At 56.7% G+C, this 24,125-nt stretch carries 22 protein-coding genes and 2 tRNA genes; 13 read left to right on the top strand and 11 right to left on the bottom strand.

Going from position 1 to position 24,125, the window contains the following annotated elements; all coding sequences use genetic code 11:
* Nucleotides 1-133: 133 nt before the first annotated feature.
* Entirely contained in the window at nt 134-1,165 is a 1,032-nt protein-coding gene (locus H7R73_RS20060) for an IS630-like element ISAhy2 family transposase (RefSeq protein ID WP_001809438.1), read from the bottom strand.
* A gap of 175 nt (nt 1,166-1,340) precedes the next feature.
* On the opposite strand from H7R73_RS20060, the gene H7R73_RS20055 reads away from it, so the two are divergent.
* Entirely contained in the window at nt 1,341-2,564 is a 1,224-nt protein-coding gene (locus H7R73_RS20055) for a PDDEXK-like family protein (protein ID WP_182951379.1), read from the top strand.
* 23 nt (nt 2,565-2,587) lie between these two features.
* Here H7R73_RS20055 and H7R73_RS20050 read toward each other — a convergent pair whose 3' ends face one another.
* The gene (locus H7R73_RS20050) at nt 2,588-3,619 is read right to left on the bottom strand and encodes an IS630-like element ISAhy2 family transposase (protein WP_001809438.1); all 1,032 of its coding nucleotides are present in this window, start codon (nt 3,617-3,619) and stop codon (nt 2,588-2,590) included.
* 192 nt (nt 3,620-3,811) lie between these two features.
* On the opposite strand from H7R73_RS20050, the gene H7R73_RS20045 reads away from it, so the two are divergent.
* Entirely contained in the window at nt 3,812-4,516 is a 705-nt protein-coding gene (locus tag H7R73_RS20045) for a tetratricopeptide repeat protein (RefSeq protein ID WP_182951378.1), read from the top strand.
* 151 nt (nt 4,517-4,667) lie between these two features.
* Here H7R73_RS20045 and H7R73_RS20040 read toward each other — a convergent pair whose 3' ends face one another.
* Nucleotides 4,668-5,405 (bottom strand): HEPN domain-containing protein, encoded by a 738-nt coding sequence (locus H7R73_RS20040; protein WP_182951377.1) that lies wholly within the window; start codon nt 5,403-5,405, stop codon nt 4,668-4,670.
* Nucleotides 5,406-5,874: 469 nt separating this feature from the next.
* On the opposite strand from H7R73_RS20040, the gene H7R73_RS20035 reads away from it, so the two are divergent.
* Entirely contained in the window at nt 5,875-6,906 is a 1,032-nt protein-coding gene (locus H7R73_RS20035; RefSeq protein WP_001809438.1) for an IS630-like element ISAhy2 family transposase, read from the top strand.
* An 11-nt stretch (nt 6,907-6,917) separates the two neighbouring features.
* Here H7R73_RS20035 and H7R73_RS20030 read toward each other — a convergent pair whose 3' ends face one another.
* A complete protein-coding gene (locus tag H7R73_RS20030) occupies nt 6,918-7,655 on the bottom strand; it encodes a DUF262 domain-containing protein (protein ID WP_197971168.1) in 738 nt (245 codons plus the stop codon).
* A 132-nt stretch (nt 7,656-7,787) separates the two neighbouring features.
* Here H7R73_RS20030 and H7R73_RS20025 point away from each other — a divergent pair, with 132 nt between their 5' ends.
* From H7R73_RS20025 to H7R73_RS20005, 5 genes are all read left to right on the top strand, one after another.
* Nucleotides 7,788-8,819 carry an IS630-like element ISAhy2 family transposase gene (locus H7R73_RS20025; protein WP_001809438.1) on the top strand — a complete coding sequence of 344 codons (1,032 nt, stop codon included), beginning with the start codon at nt 7,788-7,790 and terminating at the stop codon, nt 8,817-8,819.
* A gap of 148 nt (nt 8,820-8,967) precedes the next feature.
* Nucleotides 8,968-9,043: transfer RNA gene (locus H7R73_RS20020), tRNA-Phe, on the top strand.
* 8 nt (nt 9,044-9,051) lie between these two features.
* A tRNA-Asn gene (locus H7R73_RS20015) sits at nt 9,052-9,127 on the top strand.
* Between the two features lie 266 nt (nt 9,128-9,393).
* Nucleotides 9,394-10,737 (top strand): potassium channel family protein, encoded by a 1,344-nt coding sequence (locus tag H7R73_RS20010; protein ID WP_042015128.1) that lies wholly within the window; start codon nt 9,394-9,396, stop codon nt 10,735-10,737.
* Nucleotides 10,738-10,974: 237 nt separating this feature from the next.
* Nucleotides 10,975-11,574, top strand: coding sequence for a Yip1 family protein (locus H7R73_RS20005; protein WP_029314835.1), 600 nt, complete (start codon nt 10,975-10,977; stop codon nt 11,572-11,574).
* Nucleotides 11,575-11,688: 114 nt separating this feature from the next.
* Here H7R73_RS20005 and H7R73_RS20000 read toward each other — a convergent pair whose 3' ends face one another.
* Complete coding sequence (locus tag H7R73_RS20000; RefSeq protein WP_103259487.1) at nt 11,689-12,021, bottom strand: hypothetical protein; 333 nt, start codon at nt 12,019-12,021, stop codon at nt 11,689-11,691.
* 383 nt (nt 12,022-12,404) lie between these two features.
* Between H7R73_RS20000 and H7R73_RS19995 the strand changes: the two genes are divergently transcribed.
* Nucleotides 12,405-13,898, top strand: coding sequence for a histidine-type phosphatase (locus H7R73_RS19995; protein ID WP_103259488.1), 1,494 nt, complete (start codon nt 12,405-12,407; stop codon nt 13,896-13,898).
* A 52-nt stretch (nt 13,899-13,950) separates the two neighbouring features.
* Here H7R73_RS19995 and H7R73_RS19990 read toward each other — a convergent pair whose 3' ends face one another.
* A complete protein-coding gene (locus H7R73_RS19990) occupies nt 13,951-14,826 on the bottom strand; it encodes an EamA family transporter (RefSeq protein WP_103259489.1) in 876 nt (291 codons plus the stop codon).
* Between the two features lie 96 nt (nt 14,827-14,922).
* Here H7R73_RS19990 and H7R73_RS19985 point away from each other — a divergent pair, with 96 nt between their 5' ends.
* A complete protein-coding gene (locus H7R73_RS19985; RefSeq protein ID WP_039039724.1) occupies nt 14,923-15,381 on the top strand; it encodes an Lrp/AsnC family transcriptional regulator in 459 nt (152 codons plus the stop codon).
* 87 nt (nt 15,382-15,468) lie between these two features.
* Here H7R73_RS19985 and H7R73_RS19980 read toward each other — a convergent pair whose 3' ends face one another.
* The 4 genes from H7R73_RS19980 to treR all read right to left on the bottom strand — a co-directional run bounded on the left by H7R73_RS19980 (nt 15,469) and on the right by treR (nt 20,406).
* Nucleotides 15,469-16,089 (bottom strand): sugar O-acetyltransferase, encoded by a 621-nt coding sequence (locus H7R73_RS19980; protein WP_029314833.1) that lies wholly within the window; start codon nt 16,087-16,089, stop codon nt 15,469-15,471.
* The gene (treC, locus tag H7R73_RS19975; protein WP_103259490.1) at nt 16,089-17,753 is read right to left on the bottom strand and encodes an alpha,alpha-phosphotrehalase; all 1,665 of its coding nucleotides are present in this window, start codon (nt 17,751-17,753) and stop codon (nt 16,089-16,091) included. Before treC ends, H7R73_RS19980 begins: the two co-directional genes overlap by 1 nt.
* 88 nt (nt 17,754-17,841) lie before the next feature.
* Nucleotides 17,842-19,272 carry a PTS trehalose transporter subunit IIBC gene (gene treB / locus H7R73_RS19970; RefSeq protein ID WP_039039721.1) on the bottom strand — a complete coding sequence of 477 codons (1,431 nt, stop codon included), beginning with the start codon at nt 19,270-19,272 and terminating at the stop codon, nt 17,842-17,844.
* Between the two features lie 186 nt (nt 19,273-19,458).
* Nucleotides 19,459-20,406 carry a trehalose operon repressor TreR gene (gene treR, locus H7R73_RS19965; protein WP_041211765.1) on the bottom strand — a complete coding sequence of 316 codons (948 nt, stop codon included), beginning with the start codon at nt 20,404-20,406 and terminating at the stop codon, nt 19,459-19,461.
* A gap of 134 nt (nt 20,407-20,540) precedes the next feature.
* Between treR and H7R73_RS19960 the strand changes: the two genes are divergently transcribed.
* The 3 genes from H7R73_RS19960 to ansB all read left to right on the top strand — a co-directional run bounded on the left by H7R73_RS19960 (nt 20,541) and on the right by ansB (nt 22,985).
* Nucleotides 20,541-21,491, top strand: coding sequence for an AEC family transporter (locus H7R73_RS19960; protein ID WP_103259491.1), 951 nt, complete (start codon nt 20,541-20,543; stop codon nt 21,489-21,491).
* Between the two features lie 111 nt (nt 21,492-21,602).
* Nucleotides 21,603-21,797, top strand: coding sequence for a heavy-metal-associated domain-containing protein (locus H7R73_RS19955; RefSeq protein ID WP_103259492.1), 195 nt, complete (start codon nt 21,603-21,605; stop codon nt 21,795-21,797).
* A gap of 129 nt (nt 21,798-21,926) precedes the next feature.
* On the top strand, nt 21,927-22,985 hold the full coding sequence (gene ansB / locus H7R73_RS19950; RefSeq protein ID WP_042864883.1) for an L-asparaginase 2: 1,059 nt from the start codon (nt 21,927-21,929) through the stop codon (nt 22,983-22,985).
* A 94-nt stretch (nt 22,986-23,079) separates the two neighbouring features.
* Here ansB and H7R73_RS19945 read toward each other — a convergent pair whose 3' ends face one another.
* Nucleotides 23,080-24,051 (bottom strand): sodium:calcium antiporter, encoded by a 972-nt coding sequence (locus tag H7R73_RS19945; RefSeq protein ID WP_267895006.1) that lies wholly within the window; start codon nt 24,049-24,051, stop codon nt 23,080-23,082.
* Nucleotides 24,052-24,125: the final 74 nt, after the last annotated feature.

Raw genomic sequence — 24,125 nt, 5'->3', positions numbered from 1 at the left:
CGTCTATCCCTTGCTGCACCTGAATGTAATTTAGCGTGGAGCAATCCGACATGTCTTATTACATATCAAATCGATGTCACTACTTGATCCTTGTAACATAACAGTGGATGCTAAATAACTGATCCCAATAGTGCTACACCTTCGCTGTGCCATAGCCATTCCCCGGGAAAGGAGACACGGTATCCATGAAGTGTTTCACTCGGGCCAGCAGGTTTGCCATCCCTCTGCATTGATGATTGCGCGTGATGGTTTCATGTAACTTGTGCCATAGCCGTTCTATGTGATTAACCCAAGGGCTGTAAACTGGCTGGAACACCAGGCAGAACTTGGGATTCTTCTTCAACCATCGCTCGGTCTGTTTGCTTTTGTGAATGATGTAGTTATCGAGGATCAACGTGATGGTTTTGGCTCGTCGGTAGTGGTGGCGCAGCTTTTCCAGCATGGCAATAAACAGCGATGAGTTTTTCTTGATCCCGCTGACGTAAAGTACCCTTCCGTTGCCTGCGTGGAGAACGCCTGCCAGATAATGCTTGGCATTCTGCCCCGGTGTGACAACCCGCTTTTGCTGCGCTCTGAACATCCAGTCGGCTCCTAATTTGGGATTGAGGTCTATATCGACTTCATCCTCATAAAACACCGGATTATCGGCATCACAGCGGGCCAGCGCGGCGTCGATATTCGCCATTTTTTCCTGATAGGCTGGGTCTTTTATCCGCAAGGTCGGCACGGGCCTGCGCCAGACAATGCCCATACGAGGTAACCATCGGCGGAGCGTGGAGGCTGCCACATTTAGCCCTGTTAACCGATTGATTTTTATAGCCAATAGTTCAGTACACCAACGGCTGCGCTGATAACCAAAATCTTGCGGAGAAAACTGCATGAGCAGCACCAGTAAGGTGACAATCTTGGCGATAGGTAAGACTGGGGCACGGCCAGCCGGTAAGGCTTCTAGCGCATCTATGCCTTCATCTCGATACCACCGAAGCCAACGACCGATGGTCGAGCGCGCAGCGCCGGTAAGGTGATGAACATCGGTGATCGTGCGTCCTTCATGTAACAGCAAGATGGCCATCAAGCGACGAGCATGTCCTTTATCACGGGTGGCATGGATGATTTTGTGAATGCGGCGCCGTTGTGGTCGTGGCAGAGGTGGTAGGATAGGCATCAACTCAGTCCTTTGGGTGTGGCTTGTTTTGTTTAGCGACTAATCAGATCGCACAAACTGGACTGAGTTCCCTTCCTCCGGTGATCTACTATTCGGAACAGCTATTTAGTTTGCTCTTGCCCTTACCGTGAACAGCGTTAGTCTGGAGAGCAATATTTGCCAAAAGGGTAAGACAATGAATGCCATACAACAGCATGCCGCAGCTCTTCTTGATAGTGTTGCACGCTGGAATGAAGTGACGAATCTGGCTAAATCACGTTATCAGGCCGAGCTGGCACCTGATTTCAGCCTTATGGACTGGCTGAAGAATGACGAACTAGCTCTTTCACGCTATCTGCGATTTTTACTTTCTCCCAATGAAACTCATGGGCAGTCAGCGCTGTTTCTAAAAGGGTTTCTTACCCTCATTGAAAAGTGTGGACACGATAGCCCTATAGTCATCGGAGGTAGCCATCATAAAGCTAGGGTTGATTATGAAGTCACTATCGAAAACGGAAGAAAGATAGACCTGTTGCTTACATCTTCAGAGGGTGCTATCGCTATCGAAAATAAGCCATGGGCAGCAGATCAGGAAAATCAGTTAAGGGATTATGCGCTATGGCTGAACAAACGTGAAAGACCATGGAAGTTAATTTATTTATGCAACCATGAACCGGGTGAGTGGACTCTTCCTAATAATACACAGGAATCTCTGAAACAAAATATCCTCACGATATCATGGCATGAAGTCGTCGAATGGCTGAGTACGTGCTTACTGCATGTTCGGGCAGGTGCGGTAAGAATATTTGTTGAATCACTAATTAAATACATCAACCAATCAATCAATGGTGAATTTATTATGGATAACAGCCATGAATTATCAGAAATCATCAGAAAAGACAGTCGCTCCATAGAATCTGCATTTATGATATTTAACCAGATAAATGAGGTTTGCAGCGACTTACTCAAAGAATTAATCACTGACTTAAACAAAAGATTCATTAACTTCCCTTTCACCATTGAAATGCCTGATGTGGACTCAGCGAATCGATGGACTAGCTTTTATATTCCATTAAGTTCTGATGGAATTTATTCTTTGCACTGGGAGTTTGATAAAAAAAATTATAATGGTTTATATTTTGGCATTTCAGGAATAGCTCAGGATGAGGAGAAGACAACTAAAATAGGTGCTGCCATATCAGACATTTTCCCACACATGCAGGGTAAACCCAGTAATGCGTGGTCATGGTGGAGTTGGGATCTCGATCCGCAAGGGAAAAACCGCATTCCGCAAAACTGGGGTAATGACGGCGCTGTTTGGGCAAAGCTCGGTGAGCGTGATGAAGACAGTATTTTTGCGGCCCTGAGTGAAGTGATTCTGACCATTCACGAAAAACTGGATATGAACCTGTTGCGCTAACTAAATAACTGATCCCAATAGTGCTACACCTTCGCTGTGCCATAGCCATTCCCCGGGAAAGGAGACACGGTATCCATGAAGTGTTTCACTCGGGCCAGCAGGTTTGCCATCCCTCTGCATTGATGATTGCGCGTGATGGTTTCATGTAACTTGTGCCATAGCCGTTCTATGTGATTAACCCAAGGGCTGTAAACTGGCTGGAACACCAGGCAGAACTTGGGATTCTTCTTCAACCATCGCTCGGTCTGTTTGCTTTTGTGAATGATGTAGTTATCGAGGATCAACGTGATGGTTTTGGCTCGTCGGTAGTGGTGGCGCAGCTTTTCCAGCATGGCAATAAACAGCGATGAGTTTTTCTTGATCCCGCTGACGTAAAGTACCCTTCCGTTGCCTGCGTGGAGAACGCCTGCCAGATAATGCTTGGCATTCTGCCCCGGTGTGACAACCCGCTTTTGCTGCGCTCTGAACATCCAGTCGGCTCCTAATTTGGGATTGAGGTCTATATCGACTTCATCCTCATAAAACACCGGATTATCGGCATCACAGCGGGCCAGCGCGGCGTCGATATTCGCCATTTTTTCCTGATAGGCTGGGTCTTTTATCCGCAAGGTCGGCACGGGCCTGCGCCAGACAATGCCCATACGAGGTAACCATCGGCGGAGCGTGGAGGCTGCCACATTTAGCCCTGTTAACCGATTGATTTTTATAGCCAATAGTTCAGTACACCAACGGCTGCGCTGATAACCAAAATCTTGCGGAGAAAACTGCATGAGCAGCACCAGTAAGGTGACAATCTTGGCGATAGGTAAGACTGGGGCACGGCCAGCCGGTAAGGCTTCTAGCGCATCTATGCCTTCATCTCGATACCACCGAAGCCAACGACCGATGGTCGAGCGCGCAGCGCCGGTAAGGTGATGAACATCGGTGATCGTGCGTCCTTCATGTAACAGCAAGATGGCCATCAAGCGACGAGCATGTCCTTTATCACGGGTGGCATGGATGATTTTGTGAATGCGGCGCCGTTGTGGTCGTGGCAGAGGTGGTAGGATAGGCATCAACTCAGTCCTTTGGGTGTGGCTTGTTTTGTTTAGCGACTAATCAGATCGCACAAACTGGACTGAGTTCCCTTCCTCCGGTGATCTACTATTCGGAACAGCTATTTAGCCGGCGCTAATTTGTGTCTCTAACGACACCTTTGTGAAGTCAGGTAGTGTTACGAATTGAAAAATGTCACAGGAGCAATCGAGATGAAAAAAAAGGCGTTTTTGGCACTATTAATTACCTGTGTTTACGGGGAGGCATCACTTCAAGCGAAAGATTGGTCAAACGAGTCACCAGATCGAGTGCAACAAGCTGCCGAACAGGGGGATATGGACGCCCAGTACCGATTAGGAGAGTTGTATGCAACGCTACCGCATTATGAAGATCAGGTACTTGTTTGGCTTACCAAGGCTGCTGAACAAGGGCATGCTGAAGCGCAATTCAGATTGGGCAGACTCCACGACGGTGGAGTCCAATCAGCTTTCAAGATGTCAGAGCAAGAGTACATGTTTGCACAGATGGGCCCGAACATAACAGAAAACATGCACACTCAAGCCTTGCCTTGGTACCGCAGAGCGGCCGAACAAGGTCATGTGGGCGCTCAATTCACCCTTGGATGGCTGTACGAACACGATCTCAAGGAAACGCAAGATGCTGCAGGCCAAGCAGTTTCTTGGTATCGAAAAGCGGCGGAGCAAGGATATGCCGAGGCTCAGATCGGGCTCAGTGGTATGTATCTCGATGGAAGGGGTGTTACACAGGATAATTCGCTGGCTTACGTCTGGTGTTCGGTTGCGGTCGCTAACGGTCGAAATTTCATATGTGATAATATGACCCCAGCCCCCGAAGATTTGAGCAACGCGCAAATACTAATTAAACAGTATATCAAGATGTTCGGCCCGAAGGCTTGATACTAGCGGTTTAAAGGATACACTTTGATTTAGTGATTGCTCGAATTACAAGCATCAAGAAATTATGACAAACGATTCAAGTGCCGTATAGAAAACCAATATATACATGTAACTTGTGTGCACATAACGACCAGACCTAATTTTAGATTAGCTAACATACATGCGACTTCCAAGTATGCTGGCCAGACGTAGACACAACCAACGTATACATAACACGATCAATTGCAGATATAAATAATTCTATATCTGCAATACGTTTAATTACATCTGAAGGTGATACACCAGGAAGCTGCCCAGTGTGAGCCAACTGAGTTCTCAGGCTTCCTAATGATTCCAGTAATATTTTTGAGTCCATTTTTAGAAGAATATCCAATCTCTGGAAGATTTTTGGCTCGCCAATTCGATTGAATATTTTCTTTATATTGTCAATCGAAGGATATTTGTGGGTTGTGAATATATCCTTTCCTGTAAACCTATATATGCTCTTGGAATTATCCACAACTGTACCAGCATGTGACTTTAACGATTTAGAAATAGACATCAACGAGTCAGCCTCGGAGTGAATCCCTATTGCAGCCCCATAAACCTTCGACTTATCTATCCTATTTAGGAACAGATGAGCCTGTAGGTAGTCTGGTATTTCAGAACCTTTTATTGGTGACGACTGCAGCCCATTAGCAAACCCTGAAAATATATCAGATATATAATTTTCTAAAGTTGCATGAGCCAAAAATATTGAGGCCGCCACAACGTACTCCCGAAGCATTGGCTCTATTTCTTTGCGTTGTGACTTCCTAATCCTTGATTTAATTTCCTTAAAATCTAGAGCTGTAGATTTACGAGCTGCACTTGTTGAGTACGACATCTCACCCCCGTCTTCTATAGGCATCTTGTATGGCTTGGGTTCGATACTTAACTTGAGTTTCGTCGCTAGTCGCTACGCCTATAGACCTACGGAATTTTGGATCATTCTCGACGAGCTCACCAAGTATTGATTGAGATTGTGCTTGAGTTAGTGCTGCGAAAGAATTAGTGGAATTTAGCTCGTAGAAACCCACCATCAATGCATCATATAATGCCGAGTTAAAGTTGCTTATTACATTTAAATCCTTATCAAAGAGTTTGAATGTTAACTCGCCCAACGATGCTCTAACTAGATTTAAGGTATCGATGAAACTTCTCAACAATTCTATTTTTCTTTTTTCTGTTATTCGCCTGTTTTGATCTGAAAAATCATTGATGAACGTGGCTAAATAGCTGTTCCGAATAGTAGATCACCGGAGGAAGGGAACTCAGTCCAGTTTGTGCGATCTGATTAGTCGCTAAACAAAACAAGCCACACCCAAAGGACTGAGTTGATGCCTATCCTACCACCTCTGCCACGACCACAACGGCGCCGCATTCACAAAATCATCCATGCCACCCGTGATAAAGGACATGCTCGTCGCTTGATGGCCATCTTGCTGTTACATGAAGGACGCACGATCACCGATGTTCATCACCTTACCGGCGCTGCGCGCTCGACCATCGGTCGTTGGCTTCGGTGGTATCGAGATGAAGGCATAGATGCGCTAGAAGCCTTACCGGCTGGCCGTGCCCCAGTCTTACCTATCGCCAAGATTGTCACCTTACTGGTGCTGCTCATGCAGTTTTCTCCGCAAGATTTTGGTTATCAGCGCAGCCGTTGGTGTACTGAACTATTGGCTATAAAAATCAATCGGTTAACAGGGCTAAATGTGGCAGCCTCCACGCTCCGCCGATGGTTACCTCGTATGGGCATTGTCTGGCGCAGGCCCGTGCCGACCTTGCGGATAAAAGACCCAGCCTATCAGGAAAAAATGGCGAATATCGACGCCGCGCTGGCCCGCTGTGATGCCGATAATCCGGTGTTTTATGAGGATGAAGTCGATATAGACCTCAATCCCAAATTAGGAGCCGACTGGATGTTCAGAGCGCAGCAAAAGCGGGTTGTCACACCGGGGCAGAATGCCAAGCATTATCTGGCAGGCGTTCTCCACGCAGGCAACGGAAGGGTACTTTACGTCAGCGGGATCAAGAAAAACTCATCGCTGTTTATTGCCATGCTGGAAAAGCTGCGCCACCACTACCGACGAGCCAAAACCATCACGTTGATCCTCGATAACTACATCATTCACAAAAGCAAACAGACCGAGCGATGGTTGAAGAAGAATCCCAAGTTCTGCCTGGTGTTCCAGCCAGTTTACAGCCCTTGGGTTAATCACATAGAACGGCTATGGCACAAGTTACATGAAACCATCACGCGCAATCATCAATGCAGAGGGATGGCAAACCTGCTGGCCCGAGTGAAACACTTCATGGATACCGTGTCTCCTTTCCCGGGGAATGGCTATGGCACAGCGAAGGTGTAGCACTATTGGGATCAGTTATTTAGAGGCTTCTTGTAATTTTCATGATTTTCACTAAGAGCCCAAAATCTCAACACAAGCTCTTCAGCTTTCATCCGCTTGTCATTTTTTATTTCAAGAGCAGACAGGAAGCTTGAATCCTTAACGGCTTTCGTAGCAAGCGACATTAAGTCACCAAAATATAGTCCGTGCCTTAGTTCTTGTGGCGTGAGCTTCGTGGCACCTGAGTTTAATCTCTCAAACACATCGAATTTAACCTGAGGATGTGTATCTTTCAAAATAACAATACACCTAAGTGTACGATTCTGGATATGGCGTTGAAAACGAGGGTCTAGCTCAAAAAATCGGTTCCCATCTAACTCCGGATATGCAGTCAATCCTTTTAGCGAAAACTCATTACTAAAATATTTACGCATAGTGGTGAGGCGTTGATTCCCATCTATAACCGAGAGTTTTTCATCTAACTCCTGATTTAAATAGATGACGGGGATTGGGCACTGAATAATTAGAGATTCAATCAACCGAGAGGCTTGAGCCTCTGACCAAACGTAACGCCTCTGAAATTTAGGTATAAAAATAGAACCATCACTCAGTTTTTCCACTATAGTTTCCACGGTGAAATCGTAAGTTTCAGTGTGGAGTTTTCGTTGTTCAGGAGGGATAGAAAACACTCCATCAGCAAAATCATCCTGTTCCAACGCTTCAGGAAATAGAACGTCCGCTAACTGTTCTGCGGTCCTTTTAATCACCATATACGTACCTCCATTCAAATGCCCTAAATAGCTGTTCCGAATAGTAGATCACCGGAGGAAGGGAACTCAGTCCAGTTTGTGCGATCTGATTAGTCGCTAAACAAAACAAGCCACACCCAAAGGACTGAGTTGATGCCTATCCTACCACCTCTGCCACGACCACAACGGCGCCGCATTCACAAAATCATCCATGCCACCCGTGATAAAGGACATGCTCGTCGCTTGATGGCCATCTTGCTGTTACATGAAGGACGCACGATCACCGATGTTCATCACCTTACCGGCGCTGCGCGCTCGACCATCGGTCGTTGGCTTCGGTGGTATCGAGATGAAGGCATAGATGCGCTAGAAGCCTTACCGGCTGGCCGTGCCCCAGTCTTACCTATCGCCAAGATTGTCACCTTACTGGTGCTGCTCATGCAGTTTTCTCCGCAAGATTTTGGTTATCAGCGCAGCCGTTGGTGTACTGAACTATTGGCTATAAAAATCAATCGGTTAACAGGGCTAAATGTGGCAGCCTCCACGCTCCGCCGATGGTTACCTCGTATGGGCATTGTCTGGCGCAGGCCCGTGCCGACCTTGCGGATAAAAGACCCAGCCTATCAGGAAAAAATGGCGAATATCGACGCCGCGCTGGCCCGCTGTGATGCCGATAATCCGGTGTTTTATGAGGATGAAGTCGATATAGACCTCAATCCCAAATTAGGAGCCGACTGGATGTTCAGAGCGCAGCAAAAGCGGGTTGTCACACCGGGGCAGAATGCCAAGCATTATCTGGCAGGCGTTCTCCACGCAGGCAACGGAAGGGTACTTTACGTCAGCGGGATCAAGAAAAACTCATCGCTGTTTATTGCCATGCTGGAAAAGCTGCGCCACCACTACCGACGAGCCAAAACCATCACGTTGATCCTCGATAACTACATCATTCACAAAAGCAAACAGACCGAGCGATGGTTGAAGAAGAATCCCAAGTTCTGCCTGGTGTTCCAGCCAGTTTACAGCCCTTGGGTTAATCACATAGAACGGCTATGGCACAAGTTACATGAAACCATCACGCGCAATCATCAATGCAGAGGGATGGCAAACCTGCTGGCCCGAGTGAAACACTTCATGGATACCGTGTCTCCTTTCCCGGGGAATGGCTATGGCACAGCGAAGGTGTAGCACTATTGGGATCAGTTATTTAGAAAAGATCTGATCAGCATCACCCCAGAACCGTTTGATCTCGGTGAAGAGGGTGATTTGACTTGGGTCTGGCGTTAGGATCGAGGTGGCGAAATGCGTTGTACATCTACGGTAGCCGGCACCATTTGCCCAGATAGCTCAGTCGGTAGAGCAGGGGATTGAAAATCCCCGTGTCGGCGGTTCGATTCCGTCTCTGGGCACCACGAATAATTCCTCCTTAGCTCAGTCGGTAGAGCGACGGACTGTTAATCCGCAGGTCGCTGGTTCGAGCCCAGCAGGAGGAGCCAAATCAAAAGCCCAGCAGCAATGCTGGGCTTTTTCTTTTCCCGTTTTTCGATGTCCCGCTTCCCGCTGTTCGAAAAGCGTCCCGTCCGGTGACAAAGCTGTCGCAGCGCTCTTCTTGAATCTTTCCTCCCAGTGACTTGGCCCGTCTGCCGAGTATGATGGCGTGGTGAGTCCCTATGCTGCGCCCGCCGGATCACCCTGTCGTGATCGACGCCTGCCGTCACCCCGGCCCGGCAAAACGGGATCGGTTTCTTGAGTGAGGTCATGCATGAATGCAACAGAGCTTTGGCAGCTTTCCCCCGAGCAATTCAACGAGTGGCGGCGTGAGAACGATTATCCCCGTATCTGGGCGCTGCTGGTGGCGTCGTTGCCCCATTTCGACGACTGGATGGCGGAGCAGAAGATAGAAAAAAGTGTGATCTTCCAGATCGGCATCGCCCGCTTCATCAGCTCCCGCTGCGTGCTGAGCCTTTGTGTCTACATGAGCGACGACAAGGTCCGCCTGTATGAGAGCGCCTCGAGTGCACTGGAATCCCTGCGCAAGAGCGGCCTCATCCGCTCGGAGACCCGTTTCGAGCCTTACAGCATGTGGCTGGCGGGAAAACATGGCAATGACGAGGTGAAACGGGTGCAAAGCCTGCTCTCGGTCTCGGAGAACAACAAGGGGGAAGCCCAGGTGCTGGGCAAGCATCGTCTGCTCAACATCGGCGGTGTTACCCTCAAAAGCCCCATCATCTCCGGCCGGTTGCTCGATTTTACCTGTCTCGACGAGCTCTCTCTCGATGGCGCCGTCAACAACTCCAAGGTTTATCTGTGGCACTGCTCGGCCAAGGGGGTCAGGGTCAATGGCGGGGTGATCGGGCTCGATCTGTTCGACTCCCTGCTGTGGGACCACAGGGCCTGGGCCAAGAAGCGGGAGCTGGCGCTGGAGGACGGGGTCTTTCAGGACTTCACCATAGAGTGCGAGGAGATCCGCTTCCACTCCTCCCGGGCGGTGCTGAAAAACTTCAGCGTCAGCGCCAAGAACTTCGATGCCACCATGGAGCACACCAACCTGGACAAGGTGGAGGTGGTCTACAACGACAATGGGCGGATCGACCACAACGAGGCGAGCAAACTCTATCGCAATGCCAAGCGCCTCTTCTCCAGCGTGGGTGACACCGTCGATGCCGGCGAGTGTTACTACAAGGAGAAGCTGCACGAGATGAAGTCCCTGGCGAGCCCGCGGGAGCTGTACCGGGAGCGCTGGCTGCGAAGCGGTCCGATGACGAAGTGCTGGCTCTCCCTGTTGTGCTATCTCAAGTGCGCGGGCAAGTTCATCAGCTTCATCACCTGGGGGTTTGGGGAGCGTCCCATCAGAAGCCTGCTGATGTCGATGGGGGTGATCCTGCTGGCGACCCTGACCTATTTCCTGGCGCCGGAGTCTGCAACCCACGGCCATCTGGGGCGCTCTCTCTATTTCAGCATCGTCACCTTCGTGACCCTGGGTTATGGGGACATCTCCCAGACCTCCTCGCCGCTGCAACTGCTGTCGGCCATCGAGGCCTTCTGCGGCATGTTCCTGACCGGTCTCTTCCTCGCGGGTTTTGCCTCGAAAACCAAGCAGTATTGACGGGAGTGCCGGCGGCGGGTGCCATCAGTGCCCGCCTCCGGTGCCCTCCTGCTGTCTTCCCATCCCTCCCGGCTGGCCCGGCGACCCTGCTTGACGCAGCGGCGGTGGAGCGACTTTATTTAAAGTCATCGCATGCCATGGCAAGCGATGGCGCCACCAGCGCCCGGACATGACGCAATCAGAGGAGAAAGCCCGGTATCGATCCGCCAACCACCGATGTAGAGAAGGAATAACGCTATGATATTGAATCACTTATGGGGATTGTATGCCCATCCCCACACCGAATGGCATACCATAGACGAGCGGCACGACAGCTTCAGAAACAGTCTGACCCACATCCTGCTCGTGGCCCTTATCCCTCCCATCTGCGCCTACTATTCCGCCGTTCACATCGGCTGGAGCATCGGGGTCGGCGATCCCATCACCCTGACCGCCAACAGCGCATTCAAGCTGTCGGTCGCCATGTACGTGACCCTTATCATCGGCGTGCTGGCACTCTCCTATCTGGTGCACTGGATGGGGCATACCTTCGGCTCGGATCCCAGCTACACGACCTCGCTGGAGCTGGCGGCCTACACCTCCACGCCACTCTTCATGGTGGGCTTCTCCGCTTTCTTCCCGCATCTCTGGTTCGTGATGCTCATCGGTTTGGTCGGGCTGACCTATTCCGTCTACCTGCTCTATATCGGCGTGCCCATCCTGATGCACATCACCAAGGAGCAGGGATTCATCTACGCCAGTTCAGTGGTGACGGTCGGCCTGGTGTTGCTGGTCTGCGTGCTGGCTGCCACGGCCATCCTGTGGGGATCCGGCTTCGGTCCCGTCTTCACCCAGTAGCCGTGTATGCCGACGGCAACGACGACAAGGGCGCCTTGATGGCGCCCTTGTCGTTGATCTCTCGCCTGGTCGGCGTGTCTTTGCCAGACCCGGGAGGGAAGTCGTCTGCGTTGATCAGCGGGGATTGCCGCTGCCGATGCCGAACGGGATGCGGTAATCGCTGCTCTGATCGCCGAGGCTGACGGTCAGGTTGCCCTGGGAGCGGCTCGGGATCTGTACCTGCTGGGTACCCATCAGGTTGGCGTGGACGGATGCCACCAGATCACCGGATTCATCGCGCACCTCCAGCATGGGGTTGGCTTTGCCGGCCATGGCGGCGCTGGCATGCCAGTTCACGAACAGCACACCCGGGGTGGCGTTGAAGTCGGCGGGGACGGAAGCCTGGGCAACACCGGCACTCATCAGGCCTGCAACGGCCAGCATCTTGATCACGTTTTTCATGTTCATTCACTCTCTTGGTTTTTATGTCATTGGCAAGGCCTGACAGGCCTGCATCAATGCATCCTTGCAAGAGGTCATTCAAATGGTGTGTTGTTTTGTCACGGATGTTTGTCACCCATGTGTATGGGGGACTGCCATGAACGACCAGTTGTTTTGCGGCTTGGCGCTCCTGCCTAAGCGATGTGTGAATATTAAGCGCCTCACCCGGTCATTGTTAGCGAGATAAACTGGCCTACACGTTCAAAAAATATGAATGATTTTTTTGTGGGGGGACATAGACGGGTTGGAGGGTGTTCACCCTTCCGGAGAGAGGTGCATGTCCCAGACCTGACACCGGATTGTCACATCCGGTGCGTACTGTGCGGCTTCATTTTCACACTGGTTCAAGGATGACTATGTTTCGCGTCTCTTCCCTTGCCGCCTGCGTGGCGGCCACCCTGCTGAGCGGCTGCAATTCGGGCAATGACTCCTCCTCGCCCGCCGTCGGCGGCTATCAATACAGCACCAAGGCGGTCTATGCCGCCCGTCAGGCAATGAACAGCTATGAGGTTGCCCCTGAAGGCTTTAGTCCCGTCTTCACTGAACTGGTGGCACGCCATGGCTCCCGCTCGCTGTCCAGCCCCAAATACGATGTGCTGACCAAGCTGGTGTGGGAGGAGGCCGCGAGACAGGGGGCCTTGACCGAGCTGGGCCAACGGCTCGGCGCCAAGGTGGACGCCGTCACGGCCGCCAACCAGACCCTCGGCTATGGCCTGCTGAGTGCGCTCGGCAAGGAGGAGCACGCCAACCTGGCGACCCGGCTCGCCGAACGGCTGCCCACCCTGCTGGCCACTGAATCGACTCCCCTCTGCCTCAAGGTCGAGACATCGGGCAAGGATCGCGCCAACGAAAGCGCCTACTTCTTCATGCAGAGCCTGGCCAAACGGGTCTCTCTGGTGACCGACAGCCCCGACTGTTACGTCAGCCAGGAGAACCCTTCCGAGATCGACAAGGGGCTGCGCAACAAGTTCGAGCTCTACTTCCACAAGACCGAGCCGCAGGGGGAGTACACCCGGTATCTGCCCACCTTCCAGGCCTATCAGGCCTTTGTCGGGGACGAAGAGAACGGGGTGGCTCCCGCTCCCGAGCTGACCGAGGCCCTCGATGCGCTCAAGGCCCTGCCCAGGACCCGGGTGATGGCCCGCGAGATGCTCGAGCGTCTCTACAGCAAGGCCTTCGTCGACGAGCTGGCCGCCGGGGTGGATTACGTGGCGGTGAATCCGGAAGACGGCGGCAAGACCCATGTGCGCGACGAGGTGGACGCCGCCCTCATGCTCTACAACCTCTTCATCATCGGCCCGGGGATGATCCGGGAGGCGCAGGCACAAGGCGGGTCCTGGGATCTCGAGCAGTTCATCACGCCAGAGGAGTCTGCCTGGTTCTCCTACCTCTCCGATGCCGAGGACTTCTACGAAAAGGGGCCGAGTCTTGCCAGCCAGAGCGCCACCTACGCCGTGGCCCAGCCCCTGCTTGACGGCCTCTTCAACGAGGTACAGACCCAGGTGGTGGAAGAGGCGGGCGAGCATGTCGCCAAGCTGCGCTTCGCCCATGCGGAGACCCTGATCCCGCTGGCGGCCCTGATGAAGCTGGAAGGGAGTCGTCAGAGCGCCCAGCCTGGCGTGCTGATGAGCCAGGAAAACAACGAATGGCGTGGCGGCTGGGTCTCTCCCTATGCGGCCAATATCCAGTGGGATGTCTACCGCAACGAGGCCGGCCGGGTGCTGGTGAAGATGCTTTACAACGAGAAGGAGCTCGCCTTCAAGGCAGCTTGTGCCCCCATTGCGGTGGGCAGCTTCTTCTATGACTTCGGCGAGCTCAAACGCTGTTACGACTACTCGTCCTGACGCGCTCGTGCCATCCCCGGGGCCGGTCATCGCCGGCCCCGATTTTTTTGGTTCAGGCGGAGCCCGCTTGTCGACGACCCGCCTGCCAGGTGGTGCCCATGGAGGCGGCGATGATGGCGGCTATCCCGAGCCACTGGGACGGGGGCAACTGCTCACCCAGCCATACCAGTCCCATCAAGGCCCCAATGGCCGGTTCACCGCTGGTGAGAATGCCGTAGCTCTTGAGGGGAAGGCGGCGCAGGGCAAACATCTCGAGAGAGTAGGGGATGGCGCTCGAGAGCAGCCCCACCCCGATGATGGTGAGGATCACGGGGACGGTGAATGACGCCTCGATCGCACCCTCCAGCCCGAAGGGCAATACCAGCAGGGTGCCCACCCACATGCCCAGCGCCGGAGCCTGTGCGCCCAGCAAGGCTCCTGCCCGCTTTCCGGTGAGCATATAGAGCCCCCAGAAGAGGCCAGCCCCGAGAGCCAGTGCGGCCCCCAGGGGATCGATGGCCTGCTGTGTTGCCCGCAGGGGCAAGAGCAGCAGCAGTCCGGCGATGGCCAGTATCAGCCAGATGAAGTCCGCCCGGTGGCGTGAGGAGATCAGAGCCACCGTCAGGGGGCCGATGAACTCGATGGCCAGGGCTACGCCGAGGGGAATGCGTGCGATGGCGAGATAGAAGAGCAGGTTCATGGCCCCAAGCGACAGGCCGTAGGGGATGGCGCCCAGCAGGGTGCGTCGGTCGAGGGGGGCACGCCAGATGCGAAACACCAGAGAGAGGAGGAGGGCGGCGCACCCCAGCCGGAACAGGGTCGTGCCTGCGGCTCCGAGCAGGGGAAACAGGGATTTGGCCAGGGAGGCGCCGAGGGTGATCGACAACATGGCGAGCAGGACGGCCAGAAGAGAGGAGAGGGCATTGGGATTGGGTTGCATGGTGTTCATACCGGGCAGGACGATGAGCAGTAAAATATATCTGGAGACTTGGGTAAAACCGGTCTAATACTGGCCCTGCGCGATAATTTTTATCTAATGAACCCCATGACCGACAAATTTGATCTGCTCATCCTCGCCGAGCTGCAACAGGATGCCCGTCTGCCCACGCCGGAGCTGGCCCACAGGGTCGGTCTTTCCGCCCCTGCCTGCTACCGCCGCGTCCGCGCCTTGCGGGAGTCCGGTCTCATCGAGCGGGAAGTGGCGCTGGTGGCACCGTCCACCATGGGCTGGCCCATCACCATGCTGGTGCTGGTGACCCTGGAGCGGGATCATGGCCGCATCGTCGATGAGATGATCGCCAGCCTGCAGCGGGAACCCGAGGTGATGGATCTCTGGTATGTGACGGGTGAGCAGGACTTCGTGCTGCAAGTGGCCGCCAGGGACATGCAAAGTTACGAGCAGTTCACCCGTCGGGTGCTCCATGCCAGGGACCAGGTGCGCAGTTTCAAGACTCTGGTGGTCATGGGACAGCACAAGCGTTGCGGCGCCTTGCTGCCCGGGTAAAGAGGGGGCTGCGCCGAAGCCTTGCCGGCATTGCGGGAGCGCCGTCAGGGAAAGGAACAGGGGCAGGTACGGCCTGCCCCTTCTGTGTCAGCCAGGTTCCCCGGGCGCCAGCTCCTCTGCCGTCATGGGGCGCAAGACCCGGCAGGGATTGCCGACCGCCACCACGCCTGCCGGAATGTCTCTGGTGACAACGGACCCCGCCCCGATGACGCTGTTGTCCCCTATGGTGACGCCCGGGCAGATGACGACGCTGCCCCCAATCCAGACGTTGTTGCCGATGCGCACCGGCTTGCCGAACTCCACCCCCTTGATGCGCGGCGCTACCGCCACCGGGTGGGTAGCGGTGTAGATCTGCACTCCGGGGGCCAGCAGCACGTTGTCGCCTATGTGTACCTCGCACACATCCAGGATGGTGCAGTTGAAATTGGCGTAGAAATTCTCGCCGACAAAGATGTTGGCGCCATAGTCGCAGAAGAAGGGGGGCGTGATGAAACAGCGTTCTGCGCGGCCACCCAGCAGGCGGGTGAGGCGCTCATCCCAACCAGGGGCATCGGTTCGCTCCCGGTTCAGTTCTCCCAGCAGGGCGCGGCACTGCTCCCGCGCAGCCCGCAGTTCGGGGTCCCCTGCATCATAGGGCGCTCCCGCCACCATCTTCTGCCACTCGGGGCCACGCACAGCGGGCCGCTGCACTGTCGTTGCGTCAGTCATCATTGCTCCATCAGCCAGATCAGGGATTCGTAAGGGCGCAGCTTGCAGGATTGCGGCCGGGTCGGGCTGTCTTGGTAGTTGCCAAGCAACAGGCGCCCCTCTCCATTGGCCAGCTCGGCAGGCAGGGCAAACTCCACCGGCTCGCCGTAGAAGTTGCTCACCACCAGCAGGGTCTGACCGTTGGCGCGGCGGACATAGGCCCAGATCTGCGGGTGCCCGGTCAGCAGCTCCTGATAATCCCCCTGGGTGAAGATGGGGTGCGCCTTGCGAAGGGCGATGAGATCCCGATAGTGCCAGAACACCGAGTGCTGGTCGGCCAGCGCCGCCTCGGCATTGATCTCGGAATAGTTGGCGGCAGGCTTGAGCCAGGGCGTCCCGCTGGTGAAACCGGCGTTGGAGGCGGCGCCCCACTGCATCGGAGTACGCGAGTTGTCCCGGGACTTGGCACCGAGAATGGCGAGGATCTCGGCCTCGCTCATCCCTTCCGCCTGCTTGATGGCGAAGATGTTGCGGCTCTCCACATCCTGATAGTCGTTGATGCACTGATAGCCGGGGTTGGTCATGCCGATCTCCTCCCCCTGATAGATGTAGGGCGTCCCCTGCAGGCCGTGCAGCGTGCTGGCCAGCATCTTGGCGGCGACCACCCTATGCTCGCCCTCATCGCCGAAACGGGAGACGATGCGCGGCTGATCGTGGTTGCACCAGAAGAGCGCCGACCACCCCTTGCCGTGCATGCCGCTCTGCCAGTGGTTGAAGATGCGCTTGAGTTCGAGGAAATCGAACGGCGCCTTGGTCCACTTGTCGCCGTTGGGGTAATCCACCTTCAGATGGTGGAAGTTGAAGACCATGGAGAGCTCGGAGCCATCGAGCGCGCCATAGCGCTGGCAGTGCTCCAGCGAAGTAGAGGACATCTCCCCCACCGTCATGGCCCCCACGGGGGCGAAGACGTCGCGGCTCACATCCTGCAAAAATTCGTGGATGCGCGGCCCGTCGGTGTAGAAGCGGCGGCCATCCCCCACCTCGTCGTCAGGGAATGCCTGATCCTTGGAGATGAGGTTGATGACGTCGAGGCGGAAACCGTCGACCCCTTTCTTCGCCCAAAAATGGATGATCTTCTTCACCTCGGCGCGCACGGCCGGGTTTTCCCAGTTGAGATCCGCCTGCTCGCAGGCAAAGAGGTGCAGGTAGTACTGGCCGGTGGCCGGGTCCAGCTCCCAGGCGCTGCCGCCAAACTTGGATTGCCAGTTGTTGGGCACGCCGCCGTCCACCGGATCTTTCCAGATGTAGTAGTCGCGATAGGGGCTGTTCTTGTCCCCCAGCGCCGACTTGAACCAGGCGTGCTCGGTGGAGGTGTGGTTGACCACGATATCCATCACGATGCGGATGCCGCGCGCATGGGCGGCGGCCAGGAGCGCTTCAAAATCGCTCATGGTGCCGTAGGCGGGATCTATGTTGAGGTAATCGGCGATGTCGTAGCCGTTGTCCACCTGGGGGGAGACGTAGACCGGGGTCAGCCAGAGGGCATCGACGCCGAGGGTCTTGAGGTAGTCGAGGCGGGCCATGATCCCCTTGAGATCACCGGTGCCACGGGCGCCGGAATCCTGAAAGCTTTTGGGGTAGATCTGGTAAATCACGGCGCTTTGCCACCAGGGTGTCTGTGTCATGGTTGGTTCGCTCATTGGTTGAAACCGGATTAGTTGGAACAGGGCAACGATAAAGGGCGGAGCCAGGGCTCCGCCGAGGTTGTGTGGATCAGGCCGTGGCCAGATCCAGCTTGCCAGCAGCCTGCTGGCGCTTGTAGACCAGCAGGGTCAGCAGGGCGGGGACCACGATGGCCACCAGCATGGCGATGGCGTAGATGCCCCAGTATTGCGGCTGGATGGAGAGGATGCCCGGCAGGCCGCCCACCCCGATGCCGTTGGCCATCACACCGGCGAAGCCGCAGATGAGAGCCGCACAGCTTGAGCCCACCATGGCGCACAGCATGGGGAACTTGTACTTGAGGTTGATGCCGTACATGGCCGGCTCGGTCACCCCGAGATAGGCGGAGATGGCGGCCGGGACCGATATCTCCCGCTCGTTCTCCTTGCGGCTGATCAGGATGATGCCGACGACCGCAGACGCCTGGGCGATGTTGGAGAGGGCGATCAGCGGCCAGATGGGGGTGCCGCCCATGCTCTGCATCAGTTGCAGGTCCACCGCGTTGGTGGTGTGGTGGATGCCGGTGATGACCAGGGGCGCATAGAGGAAGCCGAACAGGGCGGCGCCGATGGGGGCAAACGAACCCGTCATGGCCGCCTTGGCGGCAAAGCCGACGCCGTCACCAATCCAGCGGCCGAACGGACCGATCAGGGCGTGTGCCACGATCACCGCCAGCAGCAGGGAGATGAAGGGCACAATCACCAGGTAGAGATAGGCCGGGATGATGCGCTTGAGGCTGGTTTCCACCCAGGCGAGGAAGACACCCGCCAGCAGGGCCGGAATGACCTGGGCCTGATACCCTACCTTCTGGATGACGAAGAGGCCGAAGTCCCACACTTCCGGGGTCTGCTGGCCGATGCCATAGGCGTTCATCAGTTGCGGCGACACCAGCGTGATACCCAGCACGATGCCGAGGATCTCGGAGCCGCCCATCTTCTTCACCGCAGACCAGCAGACACCCACCGGCAGGAAGTGGAAGATGGCTTCACCCAGAAGCCAGAGGAAGGCGTGCACCTGGGCCCAGAACTGGCTGATCTCGGTGAGGGTGTGGGTGCCGTCGTCGAACATCTTGATGTCGCCGATGACGTTGCGAAAGCCCAGGATCAGACCACCGGTGATGATGGCGGGCAGCAGGGGGACGAAGATCTCCGCCAGGTGGGAGATGCCGCGCTCCAACGGGTTCATGTTGTGGCGGGCGGCCTGCTTGGCGGCCTCCTTGCTGCCGCCGCTCACGCCGATCTCCTGGGTGAGCGCCTTGTACCACTGATCCACCTCGTTGCCGATCACCACCTGGAACTGGCCGCCCTGGGTGAAGCTCCCCTTCACCGAAGGGATGGTCTCGATGGCCTTGGGATCGGCCTTGGCCGGATCGGCCAGCACGAACCTGAGCCGGGTCAGGCAGTGGCTGACAGTGGTGATGTTCTCTTTGCCGCCGATCCGCTCGATCAGCTGCGCCAGATGCTGTGTGTTGACTTTTGACATGAGCCTTCCCTCTGTGACTCCATGAATAATGGTCGTGTCTTTACCGGCTGGCCAAGGACCGCCCGTTTATTGGTATCGTTCCCAATTAGCATGAAGCCAGTGGCTGGCATCGGCAATGGGAACGTTCCCAATTCGTGGCGCTGGTCACAAAAAGCGCAAAACGCCGGGAATGGAGGAAAAGATAGACTACAGGGGCTGACAGGGGGCGATGGTAGCTCTGGGGGGCTGCCCCTCTTCAATCTGGTCGAGCAGCTGTCTGGCGGCCAGGATGCCGGCGTCCTTGTAGCCGAAATCCAGGCTGAGGGTGTTGGCAAAGAGGAACGTCAGCATGGGATTGCTGCCAAGGCCGCTCACCAGGATGTCGGTGCGCCCCTGCTCCTGCAGGTATTTGGCGGCGCCGATGGCCAGGGTGTCGCTGGCGCAGACCATGGCCTGGGTGGTGGGGGTGAGCAGCTCGGCCGCGAGCCGATAGCCGCTTTGCAGACCGAGATCCCCGAGGGCGCTGCGGGGTGTGCGCCCCTGTTCCCGACAGTAGTCGAGGTAAGCCTGATGCCGACGCAGCCCAGTGGTGAGATCGCTGCGTTCCACCCCGAGATAGGCGACCTCGGTCAGGCCACGCTCCCCGAGGTGGGCGAGCACGGCGCGCACCGCCCCGTCATCGTCGAAGCAGACCGACGAGAAGCCGGGGCGCTCGCGGGCCATCAGCACCAGTTTCTCCCTGAGCGGCGCCATGGCGGCATAGTCCAGATCGTTGAAGGCAAACAGGATGATGCCGTCCACCCCGCGCCGCTCCAGCACCGCCAGGTGCTCGCTCACCTTGGCGGGGGAGAACTTGCTCTCCATCAGCACGGCGTCGTAGCCACGCTGGTAGAGGGTCTCCAGCATGCCGCGCACCGCCTGGTTCTCGGAGCTGGAGTCGAGGCGCGACACCACGATGCCGACCACCTGCTGGCTCTGGCTGCGCATGGCCCGCGCCGATTTGCTCGGCACGAAACCGTGCTGGGCGATCACCGATTCGACCCTGGCCCTGGTCTGGGCATTGACCTTGGGATCCTGATTGAGCACCCGGGAGACGGTCGACTTGCCGACCCCGCTGAGGCGAGCGATATCGAGGATGGTCAGTTTCTTTTCCATGGGGGATCCGTGACAGGGGAGGGCGACAACCGGGATGCAGACATTGTTGTGATTAACTCCTGTGAATACAAGCCCATGGCGTTAGAATGCCCTTTCCCAGGCGACTTTCTTCGCCGTTGCACAGGACGCGCATCATGGATCTGTTGGCAAGTCTGCACTTCTCTCTCTCCATCACGGGCCCCATCTGTCTGGTGCTGGTACTCGGCATCTGGCTCAAGCGGCTGGGTCTCTTGCCCGACAGCTTCGTCGAGTCCGCCTCCCGTCTGGTGTTCCAGGTCACCCTGCCAGCTCTCTTGTTCCTGAGCATGGTGCGCACCGATTTTTCCACCATGCCGAGCCCCTGGCTCATCCTCTACGGCCTGCTCGGCACCCTCGCCGGTTTCCTGGTGCTGGAGGTGCTGGCGGCCCGTTTCATCAGCGAGCAGAAACTGCGGGGCATCTTCGTGCAGGGCAGCTTTCGCGGCAACATGGGGATCATGGGGCTGGCCTATGTGCAAAACGCCTACGGCCCGGAAGGGATAGGGGCCGCCGCCCTGCTGGTGGGCTCCATCACTGTGCTCTACAACGTGCTCGCGGTGATCACCCTGACCCGCAGCCTTGGGGGCGGAAAGGGGCTCACCCCCATACTCAAGGGGATCGTCAAAAACCCCCTCATCATCGCCATTCTGGCGGCCCTGCCCTTCGGTCTGCTCGGCATCGAACTGCCCCAGCTGGTCATCAGCACGGGCAACTATTTCGCCAACATGACCCTGCCGCTGGCCCTGCTGTGCACCGGCGCCAGCCTCAACCTCAAGGCCCTGCGCGGCGGCGCCATGCTGACCGGCTGGGCCACGGTCAACCGGCTGTGCTGCATCCCCGTGCTGCTGGTGCTGGGGGCCTGGGCGCTCGGCTTCAGCCCGCAGGCCCTCGGCATCCTGTTTCTCATCAGCTCTACCCCCACCGCCGCCGCCAGCTATGTGATGACCCGTGCCATGGGCGGTGACAGTGCCCTCGCGGCCAACATCATCGCCACCACCACCCTGGGCTCGCTCGTCACCACCAGCCTGGGGGCCGCCCTGATGAACTACCTGGGACTGATGGGGTGATGGGGCGCCGCCATGATGCACGACCCGGGGTTGACGGGATCGGCATTCGCCCTTGACCTTGCCGGAGGCGGCAGCTTTAGGCTGATTGCACATCGACAGAGGAGAGCGCCCATGACCATCGAACTCACCGTTACCGGCATGTCTTGCGGCGGCTGCGCTGCCAGCCTGCAAAAGGCCCTGATGGCCCAGCCAGCAGTCCGCACCGCCACGGTCGACTTTGCCAGCCGCCAGGCCGTCATCGAGAGCGAGCTGAGCAAAGCCGAGTTGATCGCCCTGATCGAGGCGAGAGGCTTTCAGGTAGAGTGAATTATCACTTAATTGGTATAAATCAGACTAATATTCTGTTTACTTCTTTTTATTGGTGAGAATGATCACTTAAATCCCGTTTAAAAAGAATAAAAATGCTGCAATTCCCTCATCCAAAAGGATTGCAGCATGACCCTTCCCATTCGCAAGACCCTGATCGCCGCCGTACTCGGCCTGACCCTCTCCCCGATGGCCATGGCGCTGCCCAGCGTGCACATTCTGGCCACCGGGGGCACCATCGCCGGGGCGGGCCAGTCCGCCACCCAGTCCAACTACGAGGCCGGCAAGGTGGCCATCGAGACGCTGATCGCCGCCGTGCCCGAGATGAAAAACGTGGCCGACGTGCAGGGTGAGCAGGTGGTCAAGATCGGCTCCCAGGACATGAACGACGAGGTGTGGCTCACGCTCGCCAAGCGCGTCAACGCGCTGCTGGCCAGGGATGACGTGGACGGCATCGTCATCACCCACGGCACCGACACCATGGAGGAGACCGCCTACTTCCTCAATCTGACCGTCAAGAGCGACAAGCCGGTGGTGCTGGTGGGCGCCATGCGCCCCTCCACCGCCATGAGCGCCGACGGCCCCATGAACCTCTACAACGCCGTGGTGACTGCCTCCGACCCCGCCTCAAAGGGGCGTGGCGTCATGGTGGCGATGAACGACACCGTGCTGGATGCTCGCGACGTCACCAAGACCAACACCACAGGAGTGCAGACCTTCGCCTCCCCCAACTTCGGCCCGCTCGGCTACATCCACAACGGCAAGATCGACTACCAGCGCAGCCCGGCCCGTCTGCATACCAGCAAGACCCCGTTCGACGTGAGCAAGCTCGACAAGTTGCCCCAGGTCGGCATCGTCTACAGCTACGCCAACGCCTCGGACCTGCCGGCCAAGGCCCTGGTGGATGCCAAGTTTGACGGCATCGTCAGCGCCGGGGTGGGCAACGGCAACCTCTACCACTCCCTGTTCGACACCCTGGCCAAGGCGAGCAAGGACGGCATTCGCGTGGTGCGTTCCGCCCGCGTGCCGACCGGCTCTACCACCCTGGATGCGGAGATCGATGATGCCAAGTACGGCTTCGTCGCCGCCGAGACCCTCAACCCGCAGAAAGCGCGGGTGCTGCTGATGCTCGCCCTGACCCAGAGCAAGGATCCGGCCCAGATCCAGCGCTGGTTCCAGCAGTTCTAAGACCTCGGCTCGGCCTGATTGACACTACCCCGTGAGATGAAGGGCAGGATGGGATCCTGCCCTTTCTTGTTGGGCCGGGGGCGGATGCCGGCCCTCAGCTCATCATCAGCCAGCCGCAGAAACCCAGGTAAACCAGCCCCACCAGGGCGAGCCTGCCCGCCGTCATCCGCTCCCGACTGAACCCCCTCCACAGCAGCGTCACCAGCGAGGAGACCATCATGGTGCTGTCCAGCAGCCAGGGGGTGAACAGCAGGCAGAACGCCTTGGGAATGGTGCCCTGGATCATCATGGCGCCGGAGATATTCGCCAGTGCCAGCCGGTGCTTGCCCTGCCGCACCCAGATGAGCACGTTCATCAGCTCGGGCATTTCGGTGGCCACCGGGCTCAGCAGCAGGGCGGCCACTACCGGCGAGAGGCCGAACAGCTCGCCCATGTTCTCCAGCTGGTGAACGAACAGCTGGGCCGCGAGCGCCACCACCACCAGGGCTCCCAGGGTCTGCGCCAGCACCTTGCCAGGCGCGGGGATCCCGGCCTCGGGGTCCAGCTTGAGGGGGGAGGGCAATTCGGCCTCGTGGCTGTCGGTCTGTTTCAGCTCACGTCGCACATAGAGGAGGTACATCAGCACGAACAGGGGGGCCAGCCAGGTTTTACCGGTGAAGGCCACCATGCCAAGCAGCACGGCCAACAGGAAGATGCCGGCAAACCAGGCCTGATCGCGGCCTATCTCCCGCTGCACCTCGCCATTGATGGCTCTGTGCTCCCGGCTCATGCACAGCAGCAGGGTCACGCCGACGGCAGCATAGCCTATGGTAGCCAGCACCAGCGGGCCGCCGAGGGCCGCACCTATGCCTATCTGCTGCTGGGCGGGGGCATCCCCCATCAGCAGGGCGGTCAGGGTGACGATACATTCGGGCAGGGCCGTGCCGAGGGCGGCCAGCAGAGAACCGGTGGCGCTTTGGGACAGTTTGAAATGATGGCCGGTCCATTCGATGCCGTTGACGAAGTATTCGCAGGCCAGATAGATGGTGACGGCAGAGGTCAGAAATAACAGCAGGGTGATCAGCATGATGAGTAACCGCCAGGCGAGCAGAACAACCGATGGACCCGATACGGCTCGCCCGGCTGGCGTGCATATCGAGG

Source organism: Aeromonas sp. WP2-W18-CRE-05 (assembly GCF_014168615.1).
In the GTDB taxonomy this organism is placed as follows: Bacteria; Pseudomonadota; Gammaproteobacteria; order Enterobacterales; family Aeromonadaceae; genus Aeromonas; species Aeromonas caviae.
Note: the sequence above shows the minus strand (reverse complement) of the source record. Positions and strands in the feature narration are given on the sequence as shown.

Excerpts from the sequence above, each read along its gene's own strand:
- treB (WP_039039721.1), bottom strand. The coding sequence starts at position 19,272 with ATGTCAAAAGTCAACACACAGCATCTGGCGCAGCTGATCGAGCGGATC.
- H7R73_RS20050 (WP_001809438.1), bottom strand. The coding sequence starts at position 3,619 with ATGCCTATCCTACCACCTCTGCCACGACCACAACGGCGCCGCATTCAC.
- H7R73_RS20030 (WP_197971168.1), bottom strand. The coding sequence starts at position 7,655 with ATGGTGATTAAAAGGACCGCAGAACAGTTAGCGGACGTTCTATTTCCT.
- H7R73_RS19995 (WP_103259488.1), top strand. The coding sequence starts at position 12,405 with ATGACTATGTTTCGCGTCTCTTCCCTTGCCGCCTGCGTGGCGGCCACC.
- treR (WP_041211765.1), bottom strand. The coding sequence starts at position 20,406 with ATGGAAAAGAAACTGACCATCCTCGATATCGCTCGCCTCAGCGGGGTC.
- H7R73_RS20025 (WP_001809438.1), top strand. The coding sequence starts at position 7,788 with ATGCCTATCCTACCACCTCTGCCACGACCACAACGGCGCCGCATTCAC.
- H7R73_RS20040 (WP_182951377.1), bottom strand. The coding sequence starts at position 5,405 with ATGCCTATAGAAGACGGGGGTGAGATGTCGTACTCAACAAGTGCAGCT.
- H7R73_RS19990 (WP_103259489.1), bottom strand. The coding sequence starts at position 14,826 with ATGAACACCATGCAACCCAATCCCAATGCCCTCTCCTCTCTTCTGGCC.
- ansB (WP_042864883.1), top strand. The coding sequence starts at position 21,927 with ATGACCCTTCCCATTCGCAAGACCCTGATCGCCGCCGTACTCGGCCTG.
- H7R73_RS19955 (WP_103259492.1), top strand. The coding sequence starts at position 21,603 with ATGACCATCGAACTCACCGTTACCGGCATGTCTTGCGGCGGCTGCGCT.
- H7R73_RS20010 (WP_042015128.1), top strand. The coding sequence starts at position 9,394 with ATGAATGCAACAGAGCTTTGGCAGCTTTCCCCCGAGCAATTCAACGAG.
- H7R73_RS20035 (WP_001809438.1), top strand. The coding sequence starts at position 5,875 with ATGCCTATCCTACCACCTCTGCCACGACCACAACGGCGCCGCATTCAC.
- H7R73_RS19945 (WP_267895006.1), bottom strand. The coding sequence starts at position 24,051 with ATGCTGATCACCCTGCTGTTATTTCTGACCTCTGCCGTCACCATCTAT.
- H7R73_RS19980 (WP_029314833.1), bottom strand. The coding sequence starts at position 16,089 with ATGACTGACGCAACGACAGTGCAGCGGCCCGCTGTGCGTGGCCCCGAG.
- H7R73_RS20060 (WP_001809438.1), bottom strand. The coding sequence starts at position 1,165 with ATGCCTATCCTACCACCTCTGCCACGACCACAACGGCGCCGCATTCAC.
- H7R73_RS20000 (WP_103259487.1), bottom strand. The coding sequence starts at position 12,021 with ATGAACATGAAAAACGTGATCAAGATGCTGGCCGTTGCAGGCCTGATG.
- treC (WP_103259490.1), bottom strand. The coding sequence starts at position 17,753 with ATGACACAGACACCCTGGTGGCAAAGCGCCGTGATTTACCAGATCTAC.
- H7R73_RS20055 (WP_182951379.1), top strand. The coding sequence starts at position 1,341 with ATGAATGCCATACAACAGCATGCCGCAGCTCTTCTTGATAGTGTTGCA.
- H7R73_RS19960 (WP_103259491.1), top strand. The coding sequence starts at position 20,541 with ATGGATCTGTTGGCAAGTCTGCACTTCTCTCTCTCCATCACGGGCCCC.
- H7R73_RS20005 (WP_029314835.1), top strand. The coding sequence starts at position 10,975 with ATGATATTGAATCACTTATGGGGATTGTATGCCCATCCCCACACCGAA.
- H7R73_RS19985 (WP_039039724.1), top strand. The coding sequence starts at position 14,923 with ATGACCGACAAATTTGATCTGCTCATCCTCGCCGAGCTGCAACAGGAT.
- H7R73_RS20045 (WP_182951378.1), top strand. The coding sequence starts at position 3,812 with ATGAAAAAAAAGGCGTTTTTGGCACTATTAATTACCTGTGTTTACGGG.